This window comes from Comamonas fluminis (assembly GCF_019186805.1).
Classification (GTDB): Bacteria; Pseudomonadota; Gammaproteobacteria; order Burkholderiales; family Burkholderiaceae_C; genus Comamonas; species Comamonas fluminis.
This window is the reverse complement of record NZ_CP066783.1, coordinates 2,324,355-2,350,613: the sequence shown is the minus strand read 5'-3', so window position 1 is coordinate 2,350,613 and position 26,259 is coordinate 2,324,355. Positions and strand designations below refer to the sequence as shown.

Genomic DNA, 26,259 nt, shown 5'->3' with positions numbered 1-26,259 from the left:
GCAAAATCTATACATAAGGCCGTGCAATCACGCTATGCTTTGCCGCATTGCTAGAACCTGATGATTGCGCCGATGCATTGCTCCTTTTTTGATACCACTTCATCTCGCAGCCTTCTGGGCGTGCTGACGGCTGTCATGCTGGGCTCGGGCGCATTGGTCGCAGGCCCTGTGGCTGCCCAGGGCGTGTACCGCGTGGTCGGGCCAGATGGCCGTGTAACCTTCTCTGACCGCCCTCCGCAAGCCAATAGCCAGAGCGCTGTTTCCGGCTCTGTCAGCTCGGAAGGCAGTGCATCTGGTAATACCGTACCGCTGGCGCAACTGCCTTATGAGCTGCGCCAGACTGCCACGCGCTATCCCGTCACACTTTATTCGGCCAAGGAATGCCAGCCCTGTGATGAGGCACGCAACTACCTCAAAGGCCGTGGCGTACCGTTCAGCGAACGCACGGTAGAAACCAACACAGACCTTGAGGCCCTGAAAAAGCTCAGCGGTCAGGACAACCTGCCTTTTGCCACCATTGGCAGCCAGCACCTCAAAGGGTTTGGCGAAGACAGCTGGGCACAATATCTGAAAGCTGCAGGCTATCCGGCGCAGTCCGCCCTGCCCGCCAATTACCGCGCTCCTACCGCGCGGCCGCTGACAACGCCTGCCCCAGCGGAAAAAGCCAAACCTGCAGAGAACAACGCGACACGCAGCGCTGCTCCCGCCAGCCCACAGGCCGCACCGCGCCCCGGCACCCCCACGCCTAATAATCCTGCGGGCCTGCGCTTCTAAAGCTCCGCCTGATCAATATGCCCCAGACCCACCAGCTTCTGAAGTCTTCACTGCTGCTGCTCGGGCCTGTACTGATTACCGCCTGGTTTGTGGCAGATGGTGGTCTGCAAAATGGCTTGAACCGCTTCGGCTACGAGGTGGTGATGGGCCTGTTTTTCATCGGTCACGGCATCTTCTGGTCTGCCGCAGAAATCATCAACCGCTGGCGCAAGCAGGCCTGCGCGTTCAACATACGGCTGATCGGCTGGAGCTTTGCGCTGTTTCTCATCTGGCTGGTTTTTGCCAACCTTTATGAGAATTTTTTCTAGCGCTCAAATTTCAATGAAACAAGCCCTTAGTGCTTATATATAAAGCACCATCAGCTATCAAATTCATAACAAAAAAGCCACTTACATAACGCAAGTGGCTTTTTCTTGGAGTCTGAAGCGTTCAGTACGTCAGCGTCTTCACACCGGTTGCGGTACCCAGCAGGCAAACTGCGGCTTTCTGATGGGCAAACACGCCCACAGTCACCACGCCAGGCCATTGGTTGACCTGAGACTCGAAAGCCAGAGGCTCTGCAATCTTCAGGCCACGCACATCAAGAATGTGCTGGCCGTTGTCCGTCACCAGCGGCGCGCCATCTTTCATGCGAATCTGGGCAGTCACACCAGCGCCCATGGCTTCAAAACGGCGGGCAATCTGGCCTGCTGCCATGGGAATCACTTCCACGGGCAAGGGAAAGTTGCCCAGCGCGTCCACTAGTTTGGACTCATCGGCAATGCAGACAAAGCGGTCAGCCAGCGCCGCCACAATCTTCTCGCGCGTCAGGGCCGCACCGCCGCCCTTGACCATATAGCCCTGGCCGTCGATCTCGTCTGCACCATCGATATACACCGCCAGGCGCTGCACTTCATTGGCATCAAATACCTTGATGCCCAGAGCCTTCAGGCGCTCGGTACTGGCGACGGAGCTGGAGACTGCGCCGGGAATCTGGTCCTTGATGGTGGCCAGTGCATCAATGAATTTGTTGACCGTGGAGCCGGTGCCCACGCCCACGATTTCGCCAGCTACCACATATTGCAGGGCAGCTTGTCCGACCAAAGTTTTCAGTTCATCTTGAGAGAGAGGTGCAGCAGATGTCGTCATGAGGGAAAATCCAGATAATCCTGCGATTATCTCCATGTCTCTTATTCCTTACTCACTGACCCGTCCACTTCTTTTCGGCATGGACCCCGAAGCCGCCCACGACTTCACCATGAATCTCATGGCAAAGGGCCAGAACACCTTGCTGCAAAAGGCCTGGGCACGCCCGCTGGTCAGCGACCCCATTGAGCTGGCTGGCCTGAAGTTTCCGAACCGCGTGGGCATGGCTGCAGGCCTGGACAAGAATGCGCGCTGCATTGATGCGCTGGCCGCCATGGGCTTTGGCTTTGTGGAAGTGGGCACCGTCACGCCCCGCCCTCAGCCTGGCAACCCCAAGCCTCGCATGTTCCGCATTCCTGAAAAAAATGCGCTGATCAATCGGCTAGGTTTCAACAACGAAGGGCTGGACGCCTTCCTGGCCAATGTGCGCCGCTCGCAAGTACGTGCCAACGGAGCACCCATGCTCCTAGGCTTGAACATCGGCAAGAACGCCACCACGCCTATCGAAGAAGCCACCAGCGACTACATCAAGGCGCTGGATGGCGTCTATCCTCACGCAGACTATGTGACGGTGAACATCAGCTCACCCAACACCAAGAACCTGCGGGCGCTGCAAAGCGATGAAGCGCTGGATGCCTTGCTGGGCGCCATTGCCAATCGCCGCGAGCAACTGGCCACCGAGCACGGCAAGCGCACACCCGTGTTTGTGAAAATCGCCCCCGATCTGGACGAAGAGCAAGTGGGCGTGATCGCCGCCACACTGCAGCGCCACGGCATGGACGGTGTGATTGCCACCAACACCACCATCAGCCGTGAAGCCGTCAAAGGCCTGCAGCACGCCGAAGAAACTGGCGGCCTGTCGGGCGCGCCCGTGCTGGAAGCCAGCAACCAGATCATTCGCCAATTGCGCTCTGCGCTGGGCAGCCGCTACCCCATCATCGGCGTTGGCGGCATTTTGAGCGGTGCGGATGCTGTCAGCAAGATTCGTGCAGGTGCAGACGTGGTGCAAATCTACAGCGGCCTGATCTATCGCGGCCCTGACTTGGTGACTGAAGCCGCCCAAGCCATTGCGCACATGCACTGATTCACTTCATTGCAATACACATAAAAACAGCCCGTGCAAGCCTTGAGCTTCACGGGCTGTTTTATTTGACGCAAATTTCACAGCGATCGCTGAAAAATCTGCAGAAATCAGCTTCGGCTGCGCTGCTGTTGCAGCTTCATGACCCAGGGCCATGCAATCGTGCCCCAGCGCATCAGCTTGCGCGGGCCAAGCGCCATCAGAGCCACGCCCGCAACAGCCGTGGCAATCGGGTGCAGGCGCACAAACGCAATAGCCCGATCTGCCAGCGGCGCGTCAGGCGAAACCTGCTCTGCACCCTTGGCCTGCTGCTGCAGCGTCAAGGCCTGCGCCCGGGCCGCAGAACGCGCTTGAAGGCGTGCACGCTGCTTGGCAATACGCTTGAGCACCAGTTGCTGCTCTTGCGTGGCACCTTCCCACAGCTGCGCATCAAAGCCCACTGGCTTGGTGACTTCGGTTTCCGGCTGACGAAGAGCATTCATGCTAGAGCTTCTCCTTCAGAGTTTTCCAATCCACCTTGAGTTCGCTGCGGGTGAGCTTGAATGGCTCAGACAGTTGCTTGACCGCGGCCAGCAAGCGCCAGAGTGCCAGCACCCAGATCAACAGCCAGCCACCCGCCAGGCACCATGCCACCGTGTTGCGATGCGCGGTATCCCAAAACTGCACCATCAGTGCGATGGACAGCACGGTCAACACCACCACTGTCAGGCCACCCAGCGCGACCACCAGTATCAGCAAAGTCTGAAGGCTGCGCTTGTGCACCTGCCACTCCAGCTGCGCAAGATCAACACGATCCTCCGCAGCCAGCGCAACTTCATTCAGGCTGGCGCGCCAGCGCGCCAGCAATGCGTCAAGACCGAGTAGTGAAATCCAGTTCACAGGCAATAGTCCTGGCGTTGAGCCGCTTGCATCAACGACGGCCCAGCATGAAGCCCACCAGCGCGCCCACAGCCAGGGCTGCACCAGCAACGCGCCATGGCTCATCATGAGCATAGCGGTCTGCCTTGTCAGCAGCGTCGCGTGCTTGGCGAGCGGCATCCTGAGCTGCACGCACAGCAGAGTCGCGCACCACGTTCATGCTGTCATCAATGCGTTGGCGCAGTGCGCTGATTTCAGGCACTTTGTCCAGCTCGCGAGCAGACAGCAGACCGCGCAGATCGCCAACCAGCTTTTCCAGATCTTCTTGGGCGTTGGAGACGGTATCAGAAATAGAACGGGACATATCAAACCTTTCAAGATGACGATTGATAGGAATCAAGCGCAAAGCAACGTTGCAGTACTGCGCTGACGACTGAGCCCGAGCAACGAAGACAAACAACGCCACTCTCACAGCATGTAACCATCTTACCCAAAAGAAATGCGCTCCAAGCGTCTCGTGCTCTCAGTCTGCTGTCAGACATTCCCCCAGCGCCGCAGCTCAAAAACAGGAGCATGCTTCGCAAGATGCTCTATTGCTAGCGCTCATTCTGGCATCGCAGATGGCGCACGAATTTCAGTCATCACTGCCATGAAGGGCGCACGCCAGCTCGCATCAATCTCTTGAGTCAAATCAAGAAACCAAGATGCTATTACTTGGGTCTGCCCCGCAAGCGCCTGCAGCGTGCAGCTTGCATTGGCACTTGATCGAGCCCGCTACATATCGCAGCCGCAATAAAAAACGCCCAGCGCATTACCGCCGGGCGTTTGATTGAAGCAATGAGCTCCGTTATTGGCCGCTGACCTTCAGGCATTGCGCTGGCAAGGAATGAATGCTGCCGACCTGCATCTGCTTGTTGTAGATCAGCTTGAGCTGACAGACCACATCGCTGCTGGGCATGTGCAGCAGGTAATCCCACTCGCGGGCGCCAAAGCCCTCCTTGTAGTGAGGCGTGCCAATCAGTTGCTGCACCTGGGTCTTGGTCAGGCCAACCCGCAATTTGCTCAGACTCTCGCTATTGGGGTAGCTGCCCTCGGGCTGGGTGGCATCCTTGGTCGGGTCAGGGAAGATCACTTCCTGCGCCCGCCCCTGCTCATCCACTCCTTTGCTGATGGTGCTGGCGCAACCGCCAAGCATCATCAACAGCGATACCGCCACGGCACCTGCCAGCAGGCTGGGAACATGTTTGCGTTTCATTTGAAATTCCTCCCTCTTACCACTGATAGCCAGCACCGACCGACACACCGACCTGACCACGCGAGTTGGCAGAGCCTGTGAACTTGGTCACCCAGCGGCCATTGTCCGAAATACGGGACATGCCGACCGCCAGCGCTGTTTCGCCACGGTAGGTAGCCGCACCGGCTGCCACCATGTTCTTGCCGGGCTGGTAGGCCTGAGGCATGCCAGCCATGGCCATCGCGCCAGCAGTGCCCGCATTCGCTTCACGGCGGTTGACATCGATCTGGTGCTGCAGATTGCCAAACTGGTTGTTGATCTGCGCGCCCATCTGGTTGAGCTGGTTCAGATTCACGGCATCTGTCCCTTCTGTACCCGCTGCAACATTCGTGATCTGACGCTCAGCACCGGTGGACCCCATAGACACTACATTGGCGCGCCCAGCATCGTTGGAGTTATTGCCGATGGCCACAGAGTTGCTGCCGGTTGCCATCGCGCCCTGACCCAGAGCCGTTGCACCATTGCCCGAAGCAGTAGAACCCTGACCCATAGCCACTGAGTTGCTGCCCGTAGCAATAGCCCCGTTGCCGATGGCGGTGGAGTTACTGCCAGTTGCCTGCGAGCCGCTACCGGCTGCCAAGGACTCAGAGCCTGTGACACTCGGTGCAGTGAAGTTGGCCACATTGCCATCAATCCACTGGCTGCCCGAACCAGTGCCAGTTCCTGGCTTGCCTTCTGGGCCCGCTGGACCTGGATCACCCTTGTCCCCCTTAGGACCTTGAGGGCCTGCAGGTCCAACGGTGCCGGAGCCAGCGGGGATGTTATCAATGCGGTCGTTCAAGCCCTTGGCCACCGCAAACAACTGGCTGCCATTGATGGCGTCGGTGCTGGTTGCCGAGATTTGACCTGGTGCCACATTCACGATCTGGCGTGTTCCGCCAGTTGCGCTGCCAACACTCACCACACCCAGCACATTGGTCGCACCCGCAAACGCCAGAGTTGCGCCTGGAACCGTCGTGCTATCGCTAGCGATAGTGCGCGCCGCCTGCGTGGTCGAACCAGCGCCCAGAGCAACGCTGCTCTTGTCCGTCGCCTTGGCGCCCATGCCAATCGCAACAGAGTCTTGCTCTTCGGCCGAGGCATCACCCAGAGCCACAGCGCCATCAGCCTTTGCCGAGGCATTGACACCAGCCGCCAGCGAGCCCTTGGTACCAGCTACCGCGCCTTGGTTGGCATAGTTGCTGCCTCGCTGACCACCATCGCTCGTGCTGTAGTAATGAGTCTCAGCTGCTTTGGTGTCACTTGCCAGTTGAGCCAACTGCTCTTCAGTCGCGGCACGACCTGCTGTTGCAAACCCTGCACCTGTCAGCGTCTTGTTGGTCAGGCCTGTCACTTCGCCGGTATTGGCGTTGATGGTGACAGGCGCTGCACCGCCCTGACCCACCACGACAGAGCCGGGGTTGATCACGGTGGTTTGCGTGCCGTTGGTAACGCTGGCGGTGCCCGCACCCAGGGTGCTGACGTTGGAGCCATTGGTCACGGTCGTGCCCGCAGCCGTTGTAGCGGTGGTGCTGGTGCCGTCGGTCACGGTGGTGCCAGCGCTGGTGATAGTGCTGACGTTAGCGCCGTTGGTCACGGTCGTACCCGCAGCCGTTGTAGCGGTGGTGCTGGTGCCATCGGTCACGCTGGTGCCAGCGCTTGTGATGGTGCTGACGTTGGTGCCGTTGGCAACCTTGACGCCATTGGTGTCCTGCACGGTATTGCCCGTGGTGACACTGCCAGCAGTTCCCAGATCCAGCGTGTTGGCCAGATCGACCTTGATGTCCGTGCCGTTACGAGCCACGGTCAGGTTGCTGTTGGAGGAGCTGAAGTCCACCTTGGCACCGGGAGCGACGTTGGCACCGGTGGCTTCGCCGTTGGCACCAATGTTCCAGCCCGCGTTTGCCTTCTGGTTGACCAGGCTCAGTTGCTCTTCAGTCGCTGCACGGCCTGCGGTGCCGAAGCCTGTGCCGGTCAGCGTCTTGTTGGTCAGACCCGTCACATCACCCGTGGTGGCGTTGATGGTGACAGGCGCTGCACCGCCCTGACCCACCACGACAGAGCCGGGGTTGATCACGGTGGTTTGCGTGCCGTTGGTGACGCTGGCGGTGCCCGCACCCAGGGTGCTGACGTTGGTGCCATTGGTCACCGTGGTGCCTGCAGCCGTTGTAGCGGTGGTGCTGGTGCCGTCGGTCACGCTGGTGCCAGCGCTGGTGATGCTGCTGACGTTGGTGCCATTGGTCACGGTGGTGCCCGCAGCCGTTGTAGCGGTGGTGCTGGTGCCATCGGTCACGCTGGTGCCAGCGCTGGTGATGGTGCTGACGTTGGTGCCGTTGGTCACCTTGACGCCATTGGTGTCCTGCACGGTGTTGCCCGTGGTGACGCTGCCAGCAGTCCCCAGATCCAGTGCATTGGCCAGATCGACCTTGATGTCCGTGCCAGTGCGCGTCACGGTCAGGTTGCCGTTGGAGGAGCTGAAGTCCACCTTGGCACCGGGAGCAACGTTGGCACCAGTGGCTTCACCGTTGGCACCAATGTTCCAGCCAGCGTTTGCCTTCTGGTTGACCAGGCTCAACTGCTCTTCAGTTGCAGCACGGCCTGCGTTACCAAAGCCTGTGCCGGTCAGCGTCTTGTTGGTCAGACCTGTCACATCACCCGTGGTGGCGCTGATGGTGACAGGCGTTGCACCGCCCTGACCCACCACAACCGAGCCGGGGTTGATCACGGTGGTTTGCGTGCCGTTGGTGACGCTGGCGGTGCCCGCACCCAGGGTGCTGACGTTGGAGCCATTGGTCACCGTGGTGCCCGCAGCCGTCGTTGCGGTGGTGCTGGTGCCATCGGTCACGCTGGTGCCAGCGCTTGTGATGGTGCTGACGTTGGTGCCGTTGGTCACCTTGACGCCATTGGTGTCCTGCACGGTGTTGCCTGTGGTGACGCTGCCAGCAGTCCCCAGATCCAGTGCATTGGCCAGATCGACCTTGATGTCCGTGCCAGTGCGCGTCACGGTCAGGTTGCCGTTGGAGGAGCTGAAGTCCACCTTGGCACCGGGAGCAACGTTGGCACCAGTGGCTTCACCGTTGGCACCAATGTTCCAGCCAGCGTTTGCCTTCTGGTTGACCAGGCTCAACTGCTCTTCAGTTGCAGCACGGCCTGCGGTACCAAAGCCTGTGCCGGTCAGCGTCTTGTTGGTCAGACCTGTCACATCACCCGTGGTAGCGCTGATGGTGACAGGCGTTGCACCGCCCTGACCCACCACAACCGAGCCGGGGTTGATCACGGTGGTTTGCGTGCCGTTGGTGACGCTGGCGGTGCCCGCACCCAGGGTGCTGACGTTGGTGCCATTGGTCACCGTGGTGCCCGCAGCCGTTGTAGCGGTGGTGCTGGTGCCATCGGTCACGCTGGTGCCAGCACTAGTGACAGTGCTCACATTGGAGCCGTTGGTGACCGTGACGCCGTTGTTGTTCTGCACGGTATTGCCCGTGGTGACGCTGCCAGCGGTACCCAGGTTAATGTTATTGGCCAAACCGACCTTGATGTCCGTGCCAGCGCGCGTCACGGTCAGGTTGCCGTTGGAGGAGCTGAAGTCCACCTTGGCACCGGGAGCGACGTTGGCACCGGTAGCTTCACCGTTGGCACCAATGTTCCAGCCGGCGCCGGCCAGATCCGCTACCCTCCTCAACTGAGACACATTGACAGCATCCGTTGGTGTCGAGCCTGCGGCCAAGTTGGTAATGCGACGCTCACCACCGGCCACACCAACCGACACTTCACCGGCTGGTGTCGAGCCCGCAACGCTAGCCCCCCCGTAAGCCGCTTGAAGCAAAGTGCTGCCATCAGCCTTGCTGCCTGCACCAAGCGCTACGCTATTGACAGCAGATGCCTGTGCACCTGCACCCAGGGCGGTTGCACCTGACACATCCGCAATAGCGTTCTTACCCATGGCAGTTCCTGCGACGGTACCTGCCGTTGTAGCGCCATTCAAATAAGTGGCCACCGCACCATCGCCGAAGGCAGAGCCACCATTGCCAGCCAGTGCTCCGCTACCAAAGGCCTGGGAACCTGTTGCAATAGCGCCATTACCAATCGCAATGCTATTCGCACCCAGGGCCTGCGCCTTATTACCTACCGCTACTGCGCCGCTGGCTACCTTGGCATCACCACCTACTGCGACCGCATCAGTAGCATTGGCTGTATTGGCGAACTGAATGCGATCACCCAGCAAGATGCTGTTTGTTGCAGTTGTCGAAGCACTGCCAATAACCTGATTATTACCAAGGGCGAGTACGTTGCTTGCCTTATTAATAGAGGAGTTACTGCCCGCTGCAAAAACATTGCTTGTATTCGATACAGTGTTATCTGCACCCGCCAGGAATGTATTGGTCGCATTGCTCACGTTCAAATTAAAGCCTTGAGCAGACACTTTATCAGCAGTGGTCAGGGTCGAGCGCATACCCACCAAGAAGCTGTTATTTGCGCCATCTACCGTGTTGCCTGCACCAATTACTCCCACTTGCCCCAGCTGAGTATTTGGATTCTTCACCAATGTCGCAATAGAACTGGAGTTTACATCGCCAACTCCTGTCAAGTCGATCTGACCTTTATAGGAGTTCTTGACAGTATTTCCATAGCCATTTACGAAAACACCATTGCTATCTTGAACATCGTTGGCAGAGCCAACAACAGTAACCGCAACACTGTTGTAAGCATTCGTCGAGGTGTTATTTCCAATGGTGTTATAGGCACCTAAAGCGCTGCTGAATGCACCTTGTGCAGCGAACTGACCCAAGCCAAAAATGCCACCACTTTTTGCATACTGATTTGCCAAAAGCTGCGAGTGATTACCAATAATCGTGCTATACAGCGACTGCGAAGCCGCTTCGGTACCAATCAATGTCGTGCCACGACGGAAGGCTCCACGGAATCCCCCCTGTGCACCGACAGAGGATGAGCCAATTTGAACAGCTTCAACCCCGGAGTACGCATTGTTGCCAATTGCAATGGTATTAGCCTGACTTGAATCGGCTGAGTATCCAAGGGAAATACTACCAGCGCCTGCGTTTGAGTATGTACCCATCGAGATCGCATCCGAACCCCATGTACGCGCACCCGAACCAATGGCGATCGATTGAGCAAATGCAGTCGTAGCAGCTACAGAACGTTTGCTACCAATCGCCACGCCTGAATCACCTGCTACAGCCTGATCCCCGATAGCAACACTGCTGGTGCCATACGCATTGGAGCGACTTCCCACTGCTGTTGCAGCATTCCCTGCAGCGATGGAACTCACACCCGCTGCCAGCGAATCAACACCTGTCGCTCCATCATTCAAATAGTTGCTACCTGCTGCCTGGCTGGTGGAATTGACGCTGTAATAATGCCCCTGCACTGCCTTCAGCTGGGCAATATTGACAGCATCAGAGTCAGCGGTACCTGCTGCTACCCCGGTGATCTGGCGGAGCCGATTTCTAGAAGCATCACCAACAGCTACTGCTCCTAAAGTACTGGTTGTGGCAGTAACTGCAGCAGATTGGGCTCCATTGGCATTTGCAGGAACGTAACCTGCCTGGCCTGCAGCAGCAGAAGCATTAGAGCCAAAACCCAATGCCACAGAGTCAGCCACCGTTGCTTTGGTACCAAGTCCCATGGCAACTGCATTCGCACCCGATGCACTTGCTATTGTCCCTATTGCAATTGCGTTGCTGCTTGCGCTAGCCGCTTGCTGACCAATTGCAACCGTGAATTTCAAATTATCGCCAACTGTGATCGAATTACCCAAAGCGACATTTCCAATACCACCATCACCAACAATATTGGATCGACCAACTACTGCAGCATTTCTAGATTTACCAACCCTGTTACCGTAGCCAACCACGCTATTGGCTATTGATGCAGCTGAACCATCCGAATTGACATCTCCATTCAGCGTATTAAACGACCCCATAACTACAGAGCCATCCTGATTGGAAATGGTATTCCAGCCACCATTGACCGAAGTCACACCCGCATTAGTGAGCGTATTGTTAGCGCCCATCACATTGCTATTACCCTTAGTAAGGTCTGAAAGGGTATTTCCAGACCCTACAACATTAGACCCCCCTGCGTTCTTAAGAGTATTAGAGGCACCCAGCACATAAGAAACGGCGCTACCGTCAATGGAGTTAAAATTACCAATTGCTGCAGCATTACCAGAAGTGGCTAAATTATTGCCATTCCCAATAGCAATACCATTGTCATAGGAAAGAAGACCATTACCTGTAACGCTGCTGTTATAGCCAATTGCCAAGGATTTATTGGAATCCTTCACACTGGAGTTACTTCCAATGGCCACAGAATCCTCAGATTTAGCATTGACGCTGGCATTGACACCTGCAGCCAGGGAGTTTAGCCCCTGGGCACCATCATTCAGATAATTGCCAGCATACTGATTCGTGGATTTGACGCTGTAGAAATGTGTTGTCGCAGCAGCCTGCGCAGCCTTCAGTTGCGAAACATTCACCGCATCGGTTGGCGCACCGCCAGCCGCTACGTTGGTAATGCGGCGCTCGTTGCCAGCGCTGCCCACAGAGACTTCGGCTGTGGAAGCACTACCCGCAACTGTTGCCCCAGCAGGCGCATAAGCTGCTGTAGTAAAAGTGGCCCCATCGGCCTTGCTGCCAGCGCCCACTGCTACGCTATTCGCAGCAGTTGCCTGGGCGCCTGTACCCAGCGCTGTTGCCCCGCTGACATCTGCCACAGCATTCTGGCCGACTGCAGTGCCTGCCACGGTGCCAGCCGTGGTCGTGCCATTCATATAGGTGCCAACGGCGCCATCGCCCAGTGCAGTGCCACCATTGCCTGCTAGTGCAGCAGCGCCCAGTGCCACTGAGCCTGTTGCGACTGCATCTCGTCCAATGGCAATGCTGTTGGCACCCAGTGCCTTGGCTGTGTGGCCCAAGGCAACTGCGTCATCACGCGCCGCTACAGCACCTGTACCTGCTGCGAACGAATTGGCGCCTTGAGCCAGCGAAGGGGCTGCCAGGTTTCCGCCAAGGGCCATGGCGCCACTGCCCGTGGCTTGCGCCATGGCACCAATGGCCACGGCATGGTCGCTGCTGGCGATGGAGCCGCCTGCCGTGCCACCCAGTCCACCAACTGCCACTGCACCAGTGCCTGTGGCATTGGCGCCCGAGCCTGCGGCAAACGCGCCAGAGCCTGCCGCTACCGTGGCGGTTTGGTCGGCGTTGCCGCCGATGGCGATTGCATTATTTCCAACCGCAGAAGCGCGGTCACCAATGGCGACGCCGGAGGCCGCGCCTGTCGTGTTTGCACCCCAGCCAATGGCAACTGCACCGTTTTGCGGGGCTTGTGCGTTGCGACCGATGGCCACACCAGAGTGGCGTGCATAGGAGTCATCACCAATGGCAATGGCGGTGTTTGCAATGGGATCAGACATTGCATTGGCGCGATTACCGATGGCAATCGCACCGCCGTTGTTACCAATAGCGTTGGCCTCTGCACCAATGGCAATGGACCAGTAATCTGCGTGAGTTTTATTCCCCAGCGCAATGGCATTTTCGCCCTTCGAAACGGCCGAATTTCCCACGGCCATGCTGTTAGCGCCCAATGCCTGGGTCGATGAGCCTATAGCAACTGCATTGGCACTGGCTGCATAAGAAGCTGTGCCCAAGGCAACCGAGTCTACGCCTTCGCCTTGCGACAGCCTGCCCACGCTAATGGAGCGCTCGCCGCTAGATGAATTTGTCAGGTAATCCTGGAGCTGCTGACCTTGGGCAGCAGTCATGATTACTTTGGAAGTATCTGCAGCATCAACCAACGCTCCATTTAAATAGACATATTCACCTGCAACAATTTTGTTATTGATATCAAGTGCAGACTGCCCAAGCAGTGGCACCACAAAGCGGTCCATACGAGCCAGAATTGCTGCAGGTGCGCCACTGGGATCTGTTGCGTGCATCGCCTGAATACCCAGCACAGATGTACCTGCTGCGGTGCCGATGCGAATCGCGTCATTGACTGTTGCCGTGCTAACACCCGCACCCGCACCAATCGAAACGTTCCCATTACCCGTTGTCTGGCTCCCTGCACCCAGACCCATCAGGATATTTCCGGTGCCGTTTGTGGAGTCACCTGCTGCGTAACCTGCTGCCAGGTTGTAATCACCTTTCGTGCCAGTACCCGCTGAAAAGCCAAGAGCAGAGTTAAAGTTTCCGGTGGTGTAGCTTCCTGCGTCATGGCCCACTGCGGAATTCGAGTTACCAGTGGTATTGAAGGCTGCTTGCGAGCCAACACCTACATTGTAGCTGCCAAACGACTGTGAGGTGGCATTTTTACCGATGCCTACATTCTCATCACCGGTCACATTTTGACCCGAGTAAGAACCAACAGCCACATTATCTAATGCCGGATTTGTACCAATACCCCGCAAAGTCTGGCCGGATTGATAACCTTGTGCAATATTGCGATTACCTTCTACATCATTACCGGCCTGCTGCCCCAAAGCCAAGTTATTTTGGCCAGTGACCCCATAACCCGCTAAACGGCCCATGGATAAGTTTCCAGAACCATTTACCTGTCCGCCCGATCCCGCACCAATGGCAATATTGTCACCTGTGGAGATATTGGGATCTGTAGCACCGCCGACACCGGCATCAGTACCGAGCGCAATACTATCTTCCCCATTCGCGGTTGCATTGCGCCCAACCACAATGGATCTGGCAACACTGTTGATATTTCCTGCAGCAACAGCTTGTGCATTCGTGCCAATAGCAATTGCATCCTCTGCTGTCGAGTAGTATTGCTGGTCCTTATTGATGGCACCAACACTGGCGCCATTGCCAATGGCGATGCTTCTTTGCGCATTGGCCAAAATATCTCCGCCGGCCGAGCCACTTGCAATCGCCTGCACACTGGCTCTAGGGCCCAACGCGAGCGACCCTTCCGCTGTGGCATTTGCATCATGGGCCACAGCAACGACGGCGCCGCCACCCAGTGCTGTGGATTGACCCGCCAGAGCTGAAAAACCAGCACCATCGGCGATCACGCGGCTGCTGACACCCAAGGCTGTTGAGGCCGACGCATCCGCAGTGCCCAACCCTTTAAGGCTGGGGTCGCTGGCAGCCTCTGCATAGACGTAGGCACCAGGGCCAACCGCTGTTGAAGCGTCGCTGTGCGCAATAGATGCATCACCATTGCTGTTAAACCCTGTTGCCTTAGTTGCAACCATCGCTCCAGAACCAATGGCAATCGCTTGTTGCGCATCCACATAGGCGGAATCACCCAAAGCGACACTGCTCGCACCAACAGCCTGCGCGCCAGCGCCAATTGCCACCGCGTTGTCACCCGCTGCAAAAGTGTTCATGTTGCCCAGCGCAATTGCATCTTTGCCCTGATCCACCGCAAACGGAGTAATAGCGGACATGTCAGGGGCGGGAGTTCCCCATTGAGTGGTGACAGTACCAACCCCAGAAATGGTGGAGAAACCGCCCTTCTGGTTAGGCACTTGGCAAACCCAAAGAGCACCAGGCTGATTATCTGGTATGCCGCACACCGTACCGGTCGCTTGGTCATTCCAAACCGCCGCCATCGCCCCTGGACCCCCAAAGACTGCCAGCATGGCCACGCCAAATGGGGCTGCAGCCTTGCTCAGCAGCGCAGAGCTGCTTTTTTTGCCCTTGGCCTTGGTGGTCTCGGAAGCAGCGACCCAGGCGCCTAAAGATTCATTCCAGATGGTGCGATAGCTGCGGTTCATGGTGTTTCCTCCAACCCTAAGGGGTACCCTTTGATGCCACCTCATGGGCAGCTGTTTCCGGGGCTCTTCTATCGCTAGTCAATAGAAGCAGCGTCTTGGGATGGATTCTCCAATCAACTAAAACTATTGCTAGCAGGCAAAGGTGATGAAATCTTGTGCGTCAATACTTACAAATTGATTGAATTTACAGTTGCGATAGCATTTTTCTTACAATGCGCAAAAAATTTTCTCAAAGGCTCACGCGACATTTCTGAAATTCAGACGAGAGCGAGGGAATTTGACCTACAAGAATGCTGATTAAGGGCACCCGATGACTACCCACAAATAGGTATGTTTTTGTCGTAAAAGGCTCTTAACCTATAGTTTTGTCAAGATTAGACAAGCTTTTATTAAGCTTTTCTACGCACAAAACTGCGGTGGTTGACGCCTGTTTGGGCTGTTCTGGAGCGGGAAATGTGGGCTCACGCGACTGCAAGACTGTGGCTGTCAGGCCCTACTGCACAGGCTTTACGACATGGGCACAACTCAGGCTGCCGCTGAAACACCGGGACCAGCCGGAAATAGCGGCTGGGGCCGAACCGATTGCGCCCAGCCTTCATGCATGCACCCGCTACAGCAGTGATGTGACAGAGGGCTTACGGTCAAGCGGATCAGAGCCGCCATGCTCGGCGGTCATTGCCGATCACCCTCTCGCACTGTTGCTGCAGGCCTTTAAGACCCGCTAACGCCACCCTTGATACGTCGTTGCTTCGCCTTGTCGTACTTTTGTACTGCCTGCGGCTTCGCCTGCGCGGCCCGGCGTCTCGTCTCAAACGCAAACCTTCGGTTTGCTGGGTGGCGTTAGGTTCTATGTTTCGCGTCAAGCAGTTTTCGGCAGCAATTGCTCGGGGTTGAACACCGTATTGCCTCGCCAAACAGCAAGGGCCACTCGAAGCAGCTTACGCCCCAAGATCACCATCGACTCTGTCGTTGAGAAGCCCTTAGCGCGAATATGCGCATAAAGCGGCTTGAGCGCTTTGCTGTGGCTGGCAGCGAATGCGGCCAGATACATCTGCCTGCGCAGCAAGGCTGGGCCTCGTTTGCTTAAACGCCTCCTCCCACGCTTTGTGCCAGAGTCATTGGCACGAGGGTCCAGCCCGCTATAGGCAACCAGTGCGTCCGAGTTGGCAAAGTGCAGGCGACTTAAAAGCTCTGTCAGCAGTGCACTGGTTTGTGGGCCAATCCCTGTAATCGACTGCAGTCGCTGGCAGCCTTGGTGCATGGCGTCGTCACTGGAGATCAGGTGCACAACCTGCTCATCAATGGCCTGCAGCAGGGCTTTGAACGATTCCATCAAGTGCACCATCTGCGGCCCGGGTAAGTCAACCGCCTTGAGCGTCTGCTTCAAGGCTGCCTGGTGCGCGCTAAGCTGCGCACGTCGAGTCAGCAAGAGATGGAGCTGCTGCTGAACGGGTGTGCCAGGCTGCCAGGGATACAGGCTTTGAACATGCTCCTGCAGATAGCGCCGAATCACCACGCAGTCCAGAGCATCGCTTTTAGCCCTGGCGCCCAGTGCCTTGGCATAAAAGAACACATCCCGGGCATTGAGCACATACACATTCAGCCCTGCTTGCAAAGCCAGTTGTGCGAGCAGCAAGTGGTAGCGCCCTGTAGATTCCATGGCGACAGAGCAATCTTGGGGTAACGAGGCCAACCAGCGCATGATCGCAGATGTGTCATTGGTCACGCTCACGGCAGCTTGATCGCCAACGCTGATGACCAACTCCGCTTTGGAGACATCCACTCCGATAAAGGTCGTTTGCATAACAGCACCTCCAACAAAGACAATGGCTTGTCGGGGTGCCTGTTCCACCTACGTGCGTTGGCTTGCCTTCAGATCGGCAGTCACGCAGCCTGATGGCTACGTGCTGCTCAGTTCCTTATCGACGCTATGAGGTGGGGTGGGAGGGATCTAACTCAGTCGGTCTGCGCAAACAGCCGATAGCGACTCTTGTCCCTCACCCCGACACCGTAAACATACAAGCGGCTCTAAAGCGCTACATTTTCAAAAACAATAGCAGCTACCGCATGCCCGCTATTGACTGCAGCCATTTTTATGCCGAGCCTGTTGAGATGAGGCGGAGACTGCAGGGCGTTGCATTGGATTGCAGTCGATTGCAGGGGCTGGCAACTGCTGAAATTCAGGCAGCGTTTTTGGGGGTCAGCAGGCTGCGAACTTTGCTGTTGAGTTCCTGCGCCGTAAATGGTTTGAACAGCACGGGGTATTTGTCTTTGATCAGGCCCTGCTGGACGACGATGTCTGCCGAGTAGCCGGTCGCAAAAATGATGGGCATGCCCGGCAGCTTTTGTTCCACACAGGCGATCATGTCGAGCACGGTGTGCTTGCCTGGCATTCTGACGTCGGAGACGATGAGGTCCATCTTGATGCCGCTCTGGATAAAGAGGATGGCGTGCTCGGCGTTGTTGGCGGTCACGATTTTGTAGCCCTGGGCGCACAGCGCGGCGGCCACGGCTTCGCGCACGGCGGGGTCGTCTTCCACCACCATGACGGTTTCTTCGCCGCGCAGCGATTGTGCGGGCAAGTTGTTTTCCTGCGCCTGCTGCGAGCGCGGGAAGTACAGCGAAAACGTGCTGCCCTGCGCTGGCTGAGAGCGCACGTCGATGTAGCCCCCCGAGCTTTCCATGAAGCTCTTGACCATGGGCAGCCCCAGACCGGCACCGCCGCCTGCGGGCTTGGTGGTGTAGAAGGGGTTGAAGATCTGTTCGCGCGCCTGCTCCGCGATGCCGCAGCCGTTGTCTGTGACATGAAAGGCCACGTAGTCTTGCGATTTGCCATCGCGCAGCACGACTTCGTTGCGCACCGAAAGCTGCACACTACCGCGCCCTTCCACCGCGTCGCGGGCGTTGATGATGAGATTGATCAGCGAGTTTTCGAGATAGGCCTTGTCCGCTTCCAGGTTGGCTATTTCGGCATCCACTGCGATGCGAAGATCCACCTCGGCGCCAGCGGCCTTGCGCAGCAGCTCTTGCAGCTCCTTGATCAGCTGCGTGGGGTTGATGACGGAGCGGGCTTGCGGCGTGCGCCCGGAAAAACCGGCCAGCTGGGATGAAAGGCGAGCGGCCTTGCGAATGCTCTCGCGCACGGCCTTGAGGTTGTCGTTCATTCCCTCGTCGTTAATGCGCCGCTGCAGCACTTCGGCATTCAGCCCCATCACAAACAGCAGATTGTTCAGTTCATGGGCCACGCTGCCGGCCAGGTTGCTCAGCAGGTCTTGCTTCTGGTTCTGAGATGCCAGCTTCTGGGCTTCTTCAAGACGCCGCACATAGCCGTTGATTTGCGCATACAGCGCCTGTGTATGCGCCTCAGCGGCCTCTTCCGCACGCTTGAATTTGTCGATATTGATATTGACGCCTACCCAGTGCCTGATCTTCCCGGCCTCGTCGAACATGGGGGCGCCGGTGAACAGATACCACTCAAACTCGCCGTTGTGCTTTTTCAGGCGGACACGGTAGGGCTCTATGCAGCCCACCGCCATACCGGTGGAAAAATTGCGAAACGCCATGTCCTGATCGTCAGGGTGGATCTTGTCTATCCAGGCGGTGCTGGCGAAGTCTGCAATATCGTCTGCCCCAAACTTGAACTGGTTGGAGGTCTTGTTGGTCCAGAAAATCTCGCCCCCGGGGCTGCAGAGAAAGACGTTGTGGGGAAATTCGTCCACCAGTTGTCTGTAAACCGCTTCCTGCTGCTGCACCGCAGCACCGGCCTGCACGCTGGTGCGGGGCAGCTCCATCCAGAAAATCTGAATCTGGGCTGATTGTCCGTCCGGCGCTTTGACGGGCAGCAGTTCTATATGGGCGTGCAGCAGTTCGCTGTCAAAAGCCAGAAAGCTCTGCTGCTGCGCACACTGCTGCAGCCGGGCCAGCATTTCAGGGCAGTCGCGCAGCGGGTTGAGGCCGGACTCCATCTGCTTTTGCTTGATCAGGCGCGTCAGCTCACTGCTGGCGCACAGAAGACTGTGGCTATCCGCATCGATCAAGCCCCAAGCCATGTGGGATTGTTTTATCGCATCCATCAATTCATGGCCGGACATATTCATCAGATCAAATTCCAACGTTAACTAGCGCCAACTACGCAAACAGGAAACCCAGGATTCTGCGCAGCCCAATCTGCAACAAGTTGTAGGACAAGCCTGTGACAGCTTGCGCTCTGCCGAAAAAACAAAAGCTGCCTTGCCCGCCGCTTTCAGATGCAGCCATTTGTAACTGCAATATATGCAATTTTTAATGGTTTATTAATGTATCAACTTCATGCTTAAGGCATTGGATTGATTCAGGTTTTATTGCCCCTCTGAAACGGACAGAAGCACGTAAGACTTGATTCAAATCAACCAGGCGCATACGCCCCATTCATATAGTCAATTACACATAAAAGATATTAATTAAATACTCTTTTATGCATAAAACATCAGAACCCGATCTGATGCCATTGCGACGATGAAAGGAAGGGCGATGCCACTTCACACTCCAGAATCTTCCAGCTGCACTGCCGGCAGTGCCTGCGCTTGCGCCACCGCGTCTTCCGGCCCTCAGAAGGCGGCCTCCAGCCAGGCCGTATCCGCCCCTGTGCAAGCCAAGCGCGGCTTTTTGCAGGATTTGATTGCCGTGGCCGCCAGCTTTGGTCTGGCCGGTTCCGCCCGTGCGGCCCTGCCCGGCGACCCCAGCTTTCAACCCACGCGCCGCCCCGGCATGGAGGGCAAGCGCTTTGGCATGCTGGTGGATATGCGCAAGTGCATTGGCTGCCAGGCCTGCACGGTGAGCTGCTCTGTCGAAAACCAGCCGCCCATTGGCCAGTTCCGCACCAGCGTGCTGCAGTACGAGGTGGATCAGGGCGATGCCGCCCCTGCCATGGTCAGCCTGCCGCGCCTGTGCAACCACTGCGATGAGCCACCCTGCGTGCCCGTGTGCCCCGTGCAAGCCACCTTCCAGCGCACCGACGGCATTGTGCTGGTCGATAACGAGCGTTGCGTGGGCTGCGGCTACTGCGTGCAGGCCTGCCCGTATGACGCCCGCTTTATCAACCACGAGACACAGACCGCCGACAAGTGCACCTTCTGCGAGCACCGCCTGGAAGCCGGCCTCTTGCCCGCCTGCGTGGAGAGCTGTGTGGGCGGCGCACGCGTGATTGGCGATTTGAACGACGCGCACAGCGAGATCAACCAGCGCATCAACGCCCACAAGGACGAGATCAAGGTCCTCAAGCCCGGCATGAAGACCAAGCCGCACGTCTTCTACATCGGCCTGCCTGATGAATTTGTGAACGGCGTGGACGGTCAAGCCACTGTGAGGCTGGTAGCCACCCCCTGAGTCGCTACGCCTACGGCTGCGCGCCTTCCCCCTCTCTCGCTACGCGGGAGGGGGACAACTCCCTCGCTGCGGGACGGCCCTTGCTCGGAGTTGCTGGCTTAGGCCATGCAATGCCAGAAACGGTCACCCAGTCACATGAATAAAAGATCAAAAAGGACTTTCAGATGCAAATCATCGAACTCCTGACCCCCGCCTACGAAGCCGCCTGGCTGCCCTGGGCTGTGCAGTATTTCTTCCTGGTCGGCGTAGCTACCGGCGCTGCGCTGCTCACATCGGCCTGTGTGTTTGGCCCAGCCAATGGCTTGCGCCAGCGCCTGCTGCCCACGGCCGTGCTGGTGCTGGCGATGAGCGCGATTGCCGCCCCCGTCGCCCTGCTGGCTGACTTGCACCAGCCCGCCCGCTTTTGGCACTTCTACGCCCACCTCACCCCCTGGTCGTGGATGAGCCTGGGCGCGATTTTGATGCCTACCTTTGTGGGCCTGTGCGTGCTGATGTGCGCGCTGTGGTGGCTGGGCAAGCCTGCGCTGATGCGGGCGCTGGTGCCTGTGCTGGTGCTGTCCACGCTCTCCATCGTGCTGTATTCGGGTGCCGAAATCATGGTGATCCGCTCGCGTCCGCTGTGGAACACGCTGTGGGTGCCGATCAACCTGGCGCTCAGCGGCTGGCTGGCCACCGTGGGCATGGCTTTTGTACTGTTCCGCTTTCTGCCTGCCAAGCTGCAGCCCGATTTTGAAACCCTGCACGGCCTGCGCAACCTGGGCCTGTGGGTAGCAACTGGTCTGGTGATCTCTGCGCTGACCTGGGCCTTGTACGGCATTGCAGGCCACAGCCCTTCGTTTGATCTGGCCGTGCGCCTGTTCAAGGATTTCCCCGTCTGGCGCATCTCCATGCTGGGCTCGGCCATCTTTGGTGCAGCCGTGGTGATTGCCCTGCTGCGCGGCGAGCGCCGCCTGGGCGCCAAGGGCTACACCCTGGTGCTGGGCACGGGCCTAGCCGCCAGCGCCTGGGCCTTCCGCTGGGCGCTGTTCATGGGCGTGCAAGGCGTGCCCAAGTTTGGCGCGGGCCTGTATCTGTACAGCATGCCACTGGGCGGCGAAGGCCTGATGGGCATGCTGGGCGTGGCGGGCCTGTGCGTGGCACTGCTGGCCATGGCGACCTGGGCGCTGGAGCTGTTCCCCCAACGCCAAGCCACAGCTTAATTAGGCCCTTTAGATCAAATAGGCCTCTACCGCAATACCAGCAAGCGCTAGCAGCTATCAAAAATATAGTATTTGCCAGCGCTTGCACTTCCCCCCTCACAAAGGGACTAAGGGCAAGACCATGACAGACAAAAAAAACGCTCCCCAACTCTCCCCTGAAGATGCCAACATCGCGCGCCGCCGCATGCTGCTGCGCGGCGGTGCCGTGGCAGGTGGCCTGGCCGCTTTTGCCGCAGGCTATGGCGAAACCGTGGCCAAGGGTGCCAAGGGCTTGATTACGGGCACCTCCGGCAAGACGACAAAAAGCGCCACCCGCGGCAACTCGCTCACGCCAGAGTTCCGCATTGACCCCGCCACCGGCAAGCTGAGCACGCAAGTCGGCCAGGTGGTCAGCCCCTCGTCGTGCCTAGGCTGCTGGACGCAGTGCGGCGTGCGCGTGCGCGTCGACACCGACCACAACCAGATCATCCGCATCGCTGGCAACCCCTACCACCCGCTGGCCACTACCAACCCCGCGCCCATGGAAACGCCCGTGCGCGAGGTCTACGCCATGCTGGGCGGCGACAACGGCCTGGAAGGCCGCGCCACCAGTTGCGCGCGCGGCTCGGCCATGCTGGAGCATCAAAACGCCGCACACCGCGTGCTCAAGCCCTTGAAGCGCGTGGGCCCGCGCGGCTCTGGCCAGTGGAAGACGATTTCGCTGGAAGAGCTGGTCAAAGAGATTTGCGAAGGCGGCGATCTGTTTGGCGAAGGCCATGTGGACGGCCTGCGTGCCATCCGCGATGTGAAAACGCTGATCGACGAAGCCAACCCCGAGTACGGCCCCAAATCCAACCAGCTGCTGGTGACCGAGGCCGCCAACGAAGGCCGCACGCCCCTGGTCAACCGCTTTGCCAAGCAGGCGTTTGGCACCATCAACGTCTCCAACCACGGCTCGTACTGCGGCCAAACCTACCGCGTGGGCACGGGCGCGGCGCTGGGCGATATGGCGGGCATGCCCCACGGCAAGCCGGACTGGAAAAACTCGCGCTTTGGCCTCTTTATCGGCACCTCGCCCGCGCAATCGGGCAACCCCTTCCAGCGCGTGGGCCGTGAATTGGCCGAGGCCCGCTCGCGCAATGAGAACACCTACCAATACGTGGTGGTCTCGCCCATGCTGCCCACCTCGTCCAGCTTTGCCGCGGGCGACAACAACCGCTGGCTGCCAGTCAAGCCCGGCTCTGATCTGGCGCTGGCCATGGGCCTGATCCGCTGGATCATCGACAACGAGCGCTACGACAAGCAGTTTCTGACCCAGCCCGGCCCCGCCGCCATGGCCGCCATGGGCGAGGCATCGTGGAGCAACGCCACCCATTTGCTGATTAACGAGCCCAAGCACCCGCGCTTTGGCCAGTTCCTGCGCGGTGCGGACATTGGTCTGCCCATGCCCGAGCCGGTTGATGAAAAGACGCCCGCCGAAGACGTGTACGTGGTGCAACTGGCCGATGGAAAGGGCGGCTTCAAATTAGCCCCGCACACCGTGGCCACGCCTGCCGAGCTGATCGTGGAGCGTGAGTTCACGCCCATCAAGGCTGCAGACGCGATCGAAGAACCCACACCCATCGCAGTCTGCACCTCCTTCGTCAAGCTGCGTGCGGAAGCGCACAAAAAGACGATTGACGAATACGCAGCCCTGTGCGGCGTGCCCGCCAAAGAGATAGCAGACCTGGCGCGCGAGTTCACCAGCCATGGCAAGCAGGCCGTGGCCAACTCGCACGGCGGCACCATGAACGGCTCGGGCTTCTACACCGCCTTTGCCATTGCCATGCTCAACAATTTGATCGGCAACCTCAACGTCAAGGGTGGCTGGGTCATGGATGCAGGCCCCTTCGGCCCCTTTGGCCCCGGCCCGCGCTACAACTTTGCGCAGTTTGAAGGGGCGGTCAAACCCGTGGGCGTGGCGCTGTCGCGCACCAAGTTCCCGTACGAGAAGACCAGCGAGTTCAAGCGCAAAAAGGAAACCGGCCAAAACCCCTACCCCGCCAAAGCGCCCTGGTACCCCGCCCCCGGTGGGCTCAGTAGCGAAATGCTGGCCGCAGGCCTGCTGGGCTACCCCTACGCGGTCAAGGCCTGGATCAACCACATGAGCAACCCGATCTACGCCATCTGCGGTTTCGAGAACACGCTGGCCACGGCCATCAAAGACCCGAAAAAGCTGCCGCTGTTTGTCTCGGTCGATCCGTTCATCAACGAGACCTCGGCCCTGGCCGACTACATCGTGCCCGACACCGTCACCTACGAGAGCTGGGGCATTGGCGCGCCTTGGGCCGACGTGGTGGCCAAAAGCAGCACCGTGCGCTGGCCCACAGTGGATGCCGCCACCGCCAAAACCGCAGACGGCCAGGCCATCAGCTTTGAAAGCTTTGTCTTTGCCGTGGCCAAGCAACTGGGCCTGCCCGGCTTTGGCAAAAACGCGATGAGTACCAAGGAAGGCGAACCGCTTGATCTGAAAAACGCCGAAGACTTCTACCTGCGCGGCATGTGCAACATCGCCTACCAGGCCGGCAAGCCCGTGCCAGAAGCCAGCGACGACGACATCGCCATCACCGGCCTCACCAAGTGGATGCCCTCGGTAGAAAAATCCGTCAAACCCGAAGAAGTGCGCCGCGTCGCCATGGTGATGAGCCGGGGCGGCCGCTTTGACAAGCAAGACGACGCCTGGAAGGGCGACCAGCTCAAGCTGCAAGCCAAGTTCCCCGCCACCTTCTGGCATGAGGGCTTGAGCAAAATGAAGCACTCCATGACCGGCGAACGCTACAGCGGCTGCCCCACCTGGTACCCCACCCGCCTGGCCGACGGCAGCGACATGCGCGCCGTGTTCAACACCGAGGATTGGCCGCTGACCATGACCAGCTACAAATCCAACCTAATGAGCAGCATGTCCATCGCCGCCAGCCGCCTGCGCCAGGTGCACCCGCACAACCCCGTCAGCCTGCACAAAGACGACGCGGCACGCCTGGGCATCGCCAACGGCGACCATATCGAGCTGAGCACCCCTGGCGGCAAACTGCAAGGCGTGGCCCTGGTGCGCGCCGGAATTGCACCCGGTGCTATCGCTATTGAACATGGCTACGGCCACAAGCAGCTGGGCACCGTGGCCCACGTGGTGGACGGCAAGCCCACCCACGCCAACCCGCAGCACGGCAATGGCGTGAATCTGAATATGCTGGGCTTTGCGGACCCTACGCGGCCTGGCAAAGACAATGTTTGGATTGATTGGGTGTCGGGGGCGGTGGTGAGGCAAGGTCTGCCGGTCAAAGTGACTAAGGTTTGATGGCTGGTTGATGCCTGTGTCTGAGGATGCAGGTGTTGAAAACTAAAAAAGCCCATCGCGTGAGCGATGGGCTTTTTTAGTTAACCCCTCTTCGCAGACAGTCACCAACACACGAGAACTGGCACCCCAGCTTCCCAGTGGACAGAAAGGCTATGCGCCACCTGCTGCAACCATCTGGTAATAGCTAAAGTAAATGTTTCCAGTCTGCGCCGCATGTCGCTTCTTCCGAAGTAGCAAGCTGATGAAGTCGATCCGTTCTTCAAAAACGGCCATGAGATCTGCGCCGTCGATTAAAAGTATGGATGCTCCACCGGCTTGATGTGCGGTTACACCGTCTGCTGAAAAGCCGTTGATGGACAAGAAGACCCCCAGTGTGTTCTCTAGCTTGGTGCGAACCTTGTCTGTAAACACCGCTAGGTCGGCTTTGTTGACGAGATCCTTCTGCCACTTAGCTTCAAATAGATATTCAGTCCCCTCCAAAGAGAATGCACCATCTACTTGTTCCCCAAGGTTCTTGAAGGAGGCTTTCGGATCTAGATCGAACAATTCGAAGAGTTCATACATCACACGTTCCAACTCAAAGCCTCGGCTTTGCGCGTTTTCTGATCCCGCCAAAGCCATATACCGATTCTTGATCGTCTCTAGCTTCTGCCGTACGGCAGTATTTTCCCGAAGCTTCTTCGCCGCTAGTGCTTGCCGCTGCTTAATTGCATCCTGCTCTTTTTGAATTTCTTGGTGTGGCTGAACCAATTTCTTCAACTGGTTGACAGCACTCCTTGCTTTTTCGACCTTTTGCGGCCCATCGTCTAACGGTTTTAGATGTGAAAAATCTGTGATTCTGCAAAGTTCGTAGCAAATTTTCGTTAAATCACCAAGATGAATTTCTGACCTTGAAACCAAATAATCAACGACATCCGAAGCAATTTGACGTTTGTAGTTTTCCCAATTGAAATTATTCAAAATTCCTGGCTTATTAAGACAAAGCTGAAGAAATCCCCGAAGTTCTGATTTATACCAATAGACTGAACAGAGGGCTTCCTTGAGAGCCATAATGCCTGCTGGTGAAATCTGTTTCGCCATGAAGTGTGCCTATGTAGTTAATAAAAATCCAAATTCGTGCCTTAAACAGATTCGTTTGAGTGCCTATTTAAGTAAAATATTAAATAAATATAATTATCTCACTTATTTTTACAACAAACTAACATCCTTTAATTACTATAGATTTCGTTATCAATCAGAAATTTTAAGTTTGGCAGTCGGTGATGATTCTATAAGACCAAATGCCGAATGACTGCACAAAGCTAGATCCTGTCATCCTCAGTTGCAGATTCCCACAGCACATTTCAATTTTTGAAGAGTTATCCTCAAGCGCTTATTTAACATGCATTAGAAGTTAAAAAATCAGCATTCGCTTTGTCGTCAACGACAGAGGACGGGTCTCGACCCGTCAGCCGAGGTACTTTCTTTTGCTTCGCCAAAAGATAAGTACCCAAAGAAAAGGCGACCCGACTGTCTGCGTCCCTG

15 protein-coding genes are annotated in these 26,259 nt (G+C 57.6%); 6 read left to right on the top strand and 9 right to left on the bottom strand.

Going from position 1 to position 26,259, the window contains the following annotated elements:
* The first annotated feature begins 72 nt into the window (after positions 1-72).
* Both JDW18_RS11130 and JDW18_RS11125 read left to right on the top strand, forming a co-directional pair.
* The gene (locus JDW18_RS11130) at positions 73-774 is read left to right on the top strand and encodes a glutaredoxin family protein (protein ID WP_246610457.1); all 702 of its coding nucleotides are present in this window, start codon (positions 73-75) and stop codon (positions 772-774) included.
* Positions 775-791: 17 nt separating this feature from the next.
* A complete protein-coding gene (locus tag JDW18_RS11125) occupies positions 792-1,082 on the top strand; it encodes a hypothetical protein (protein WP_218243662.1) in 291 nt (96 codons plus the stop codon).
* Between the two features lie 121 nt (positions 1,083-1,203).
* Here JDW18_RS11125 and rpiA read toward each other — a convergent pair whose 3' ends face one another.
* On the bottom strand, positions 1,204-1,902 hold the full coding sequence (gene rpiA, locus JDW18_RS11120; RefSeq protein ID WP_218243661.1) for a ribose-5-phosphate isomerase RpiA: 699 nt from the start codon (positions 1,900-1,902) through the stop codon (positions 1,204-1,206).
* Between the two features lie 34 nt (positions 1,903-1,936).
* Between rpiA and JDW18_RS11115 the strand changes: the two genes are divergently transcribed.
* Positions 1,937-2,983, top strand: coding sequence for a quinone-dependent dihydroorotate dehydrogenase (locus JDW18_RS11115; protein ID WP_218243660.1), 1,047 nt, complete (start codon positions 1,937-1,939; stop codon positions 2,981-2,983).
* Positions 2,984-3,090: 107 nt separating this feature from the next.
* Here the strand turns inward: JDW18_RS11115 and JDW18_RS11110 are convergent, their stop codons facing one another.
* From JDW18_RS11110 to JDW18_RS11080, 7 genes are all read right to left on the bottom strand, one after another.
* A complete protein-coding gene (locus JDW18_RS11110; protein ID WP_218243659.1) occupies positions 3,091-3,462 on the bottom strand; it encodes a hypothetical protein in 372 nt (123 codons plus the stop codon).
* A gap of 1 nt (position 3,463) precedes the next feature.
* Positions 3,464-3,865, bottom strand: a complete 402-nt coding sequence (locus tag JDW18_RS11105) for a phage holin family protein (RefSeq protein ID WP_425514801.1) — start codon at positions 3,863-3,865, stop codon at positions 3,464-3,466.
* A 25-nt stretch (positions 3,866-3,890) separates the two neighbouring features.
* Entirely contained in the window at positions 3,891-4,202 is a 312-nt protein-coding gene (locus JDW18_RS11100) for a DUF883 domain-containing protein (protein ID WP_218243658.1), read from the bottom strand.
* Positions 4,203-4,685: 483 nt separating this feature from the next.
* A complete protein-coding gene (locus JDW18_RS11095) occupies positions 4,686-5,093 on the bottom strand; it encodes an outer membrane protein assembly factor BamE (protein WP_218243657.1) in 408 nt (135 codons plus the stop codon).
* A 16-nt stretch (positions 5,094-5,109) separates the two neighbouring features.
* Positions 5,110-14,859 (bottom strand): ESPR-type extended signal peptide-containing protein, encoded by a 9,750-nt coding sequence (locus JDW18_RS22750; RefSeq protein WP_218243656.1) that lies wholly within the window; start codon positions 14,857-14,859, stop codon positions 5,110-5,112.
* An 859-nt stretch (positions 14,860-15,718) separates the two neighbouring features.
* The gene (locus JDW18_RS11085; RefSeq protein WP_218242117.1) at positions 15,719-16,663 is read right to left on the bottom strand and encodes a transposase; all 945 of its coding nucleotides are present in this window, start codon (positions 16,661-16,663) and stop codon (positions 15,719-15,721) included.
* A gap of 376 nt (positions 16,664-17,039) precedes the next feature.
* Complete coding sequence (locus JDW18_RS11080; RefSeq protein WP_218243655.1) at positions 17,040-18,908, bottom strand: PAS domain-containing hybrid sensor histidine kinase/response regulator; 1,869 nt, start codon at positions 18,906-18,908, stop codon at positions 17,040-17,042.
* A 460-nt stretch (positions 18,909-19,368) separates the two neighbouring features.
* Between JDW18_RS11080 and dsrO the strand changes: the two genes are divergently transcribed.
* From dsrO to JDW18_RS11065, 3 genes are all read left to right on the top strand, one after another.
* Positions 19,369-20,223, top strand: a complete 855-nt coding sequence (gene dsrO / locus JDW18_RS11075; RefSeq protein ID WP_246610453.1) for a sulfate reduction electron transfer complex DsrMKJOP subunit DsrO — start codon at positions 19,369-19,371, stop codon at positions 20,221-20,223.
* Between the two features lie 164 nt (positions 20,224-20,387).
* Positions 20,388-21,422 (top strand): NrfD/PsrC family molybdoenzyme membrane anchor subunit, encoded by a 1,035-nt coding sequence (gene nrfD, locus JDW18_RS11070; RefSeq protein ID WP_218243654.1) that lies wholly within the window; start codon positions 20,388-20,390, stop codon positions 21,420-21,422.
* A 121-nt stretch (positions 21,423-21,543) separates the two neighbouring features.
* Positions 21,544-24,735 carry a tetrathionate reductase subunit A gene (locus tag JDW18_RS11065; protein ID WP_218243653.1) on the top strand — a complete coding sequence of 1,064 codons (3,192 nt, stop codon included), beginning with the start codon at positions 21,544-21,546 and terminating at the stop codon, positions 24,733-24,735.
* A gap of 150 nt (positions 24,736-24,885) precedes the next feature.
* On the opposite strand, the gene JDW18_RS11060 is transcribed toward JDW18_RS11065, so the two are convergent.
* Complete coding sequence (locus tag JDW18_RS11060) at positions 24,886-25,815, bottom strand: hypothetical protein (protein ID WP_218243652.1); 930 nt, start codon at positions 25,813-25,815, stop codon at positions 24,886-24,888.
* Between the last annotated feature and the right edge of the window lie 444 nt (positions 25,816-26,259).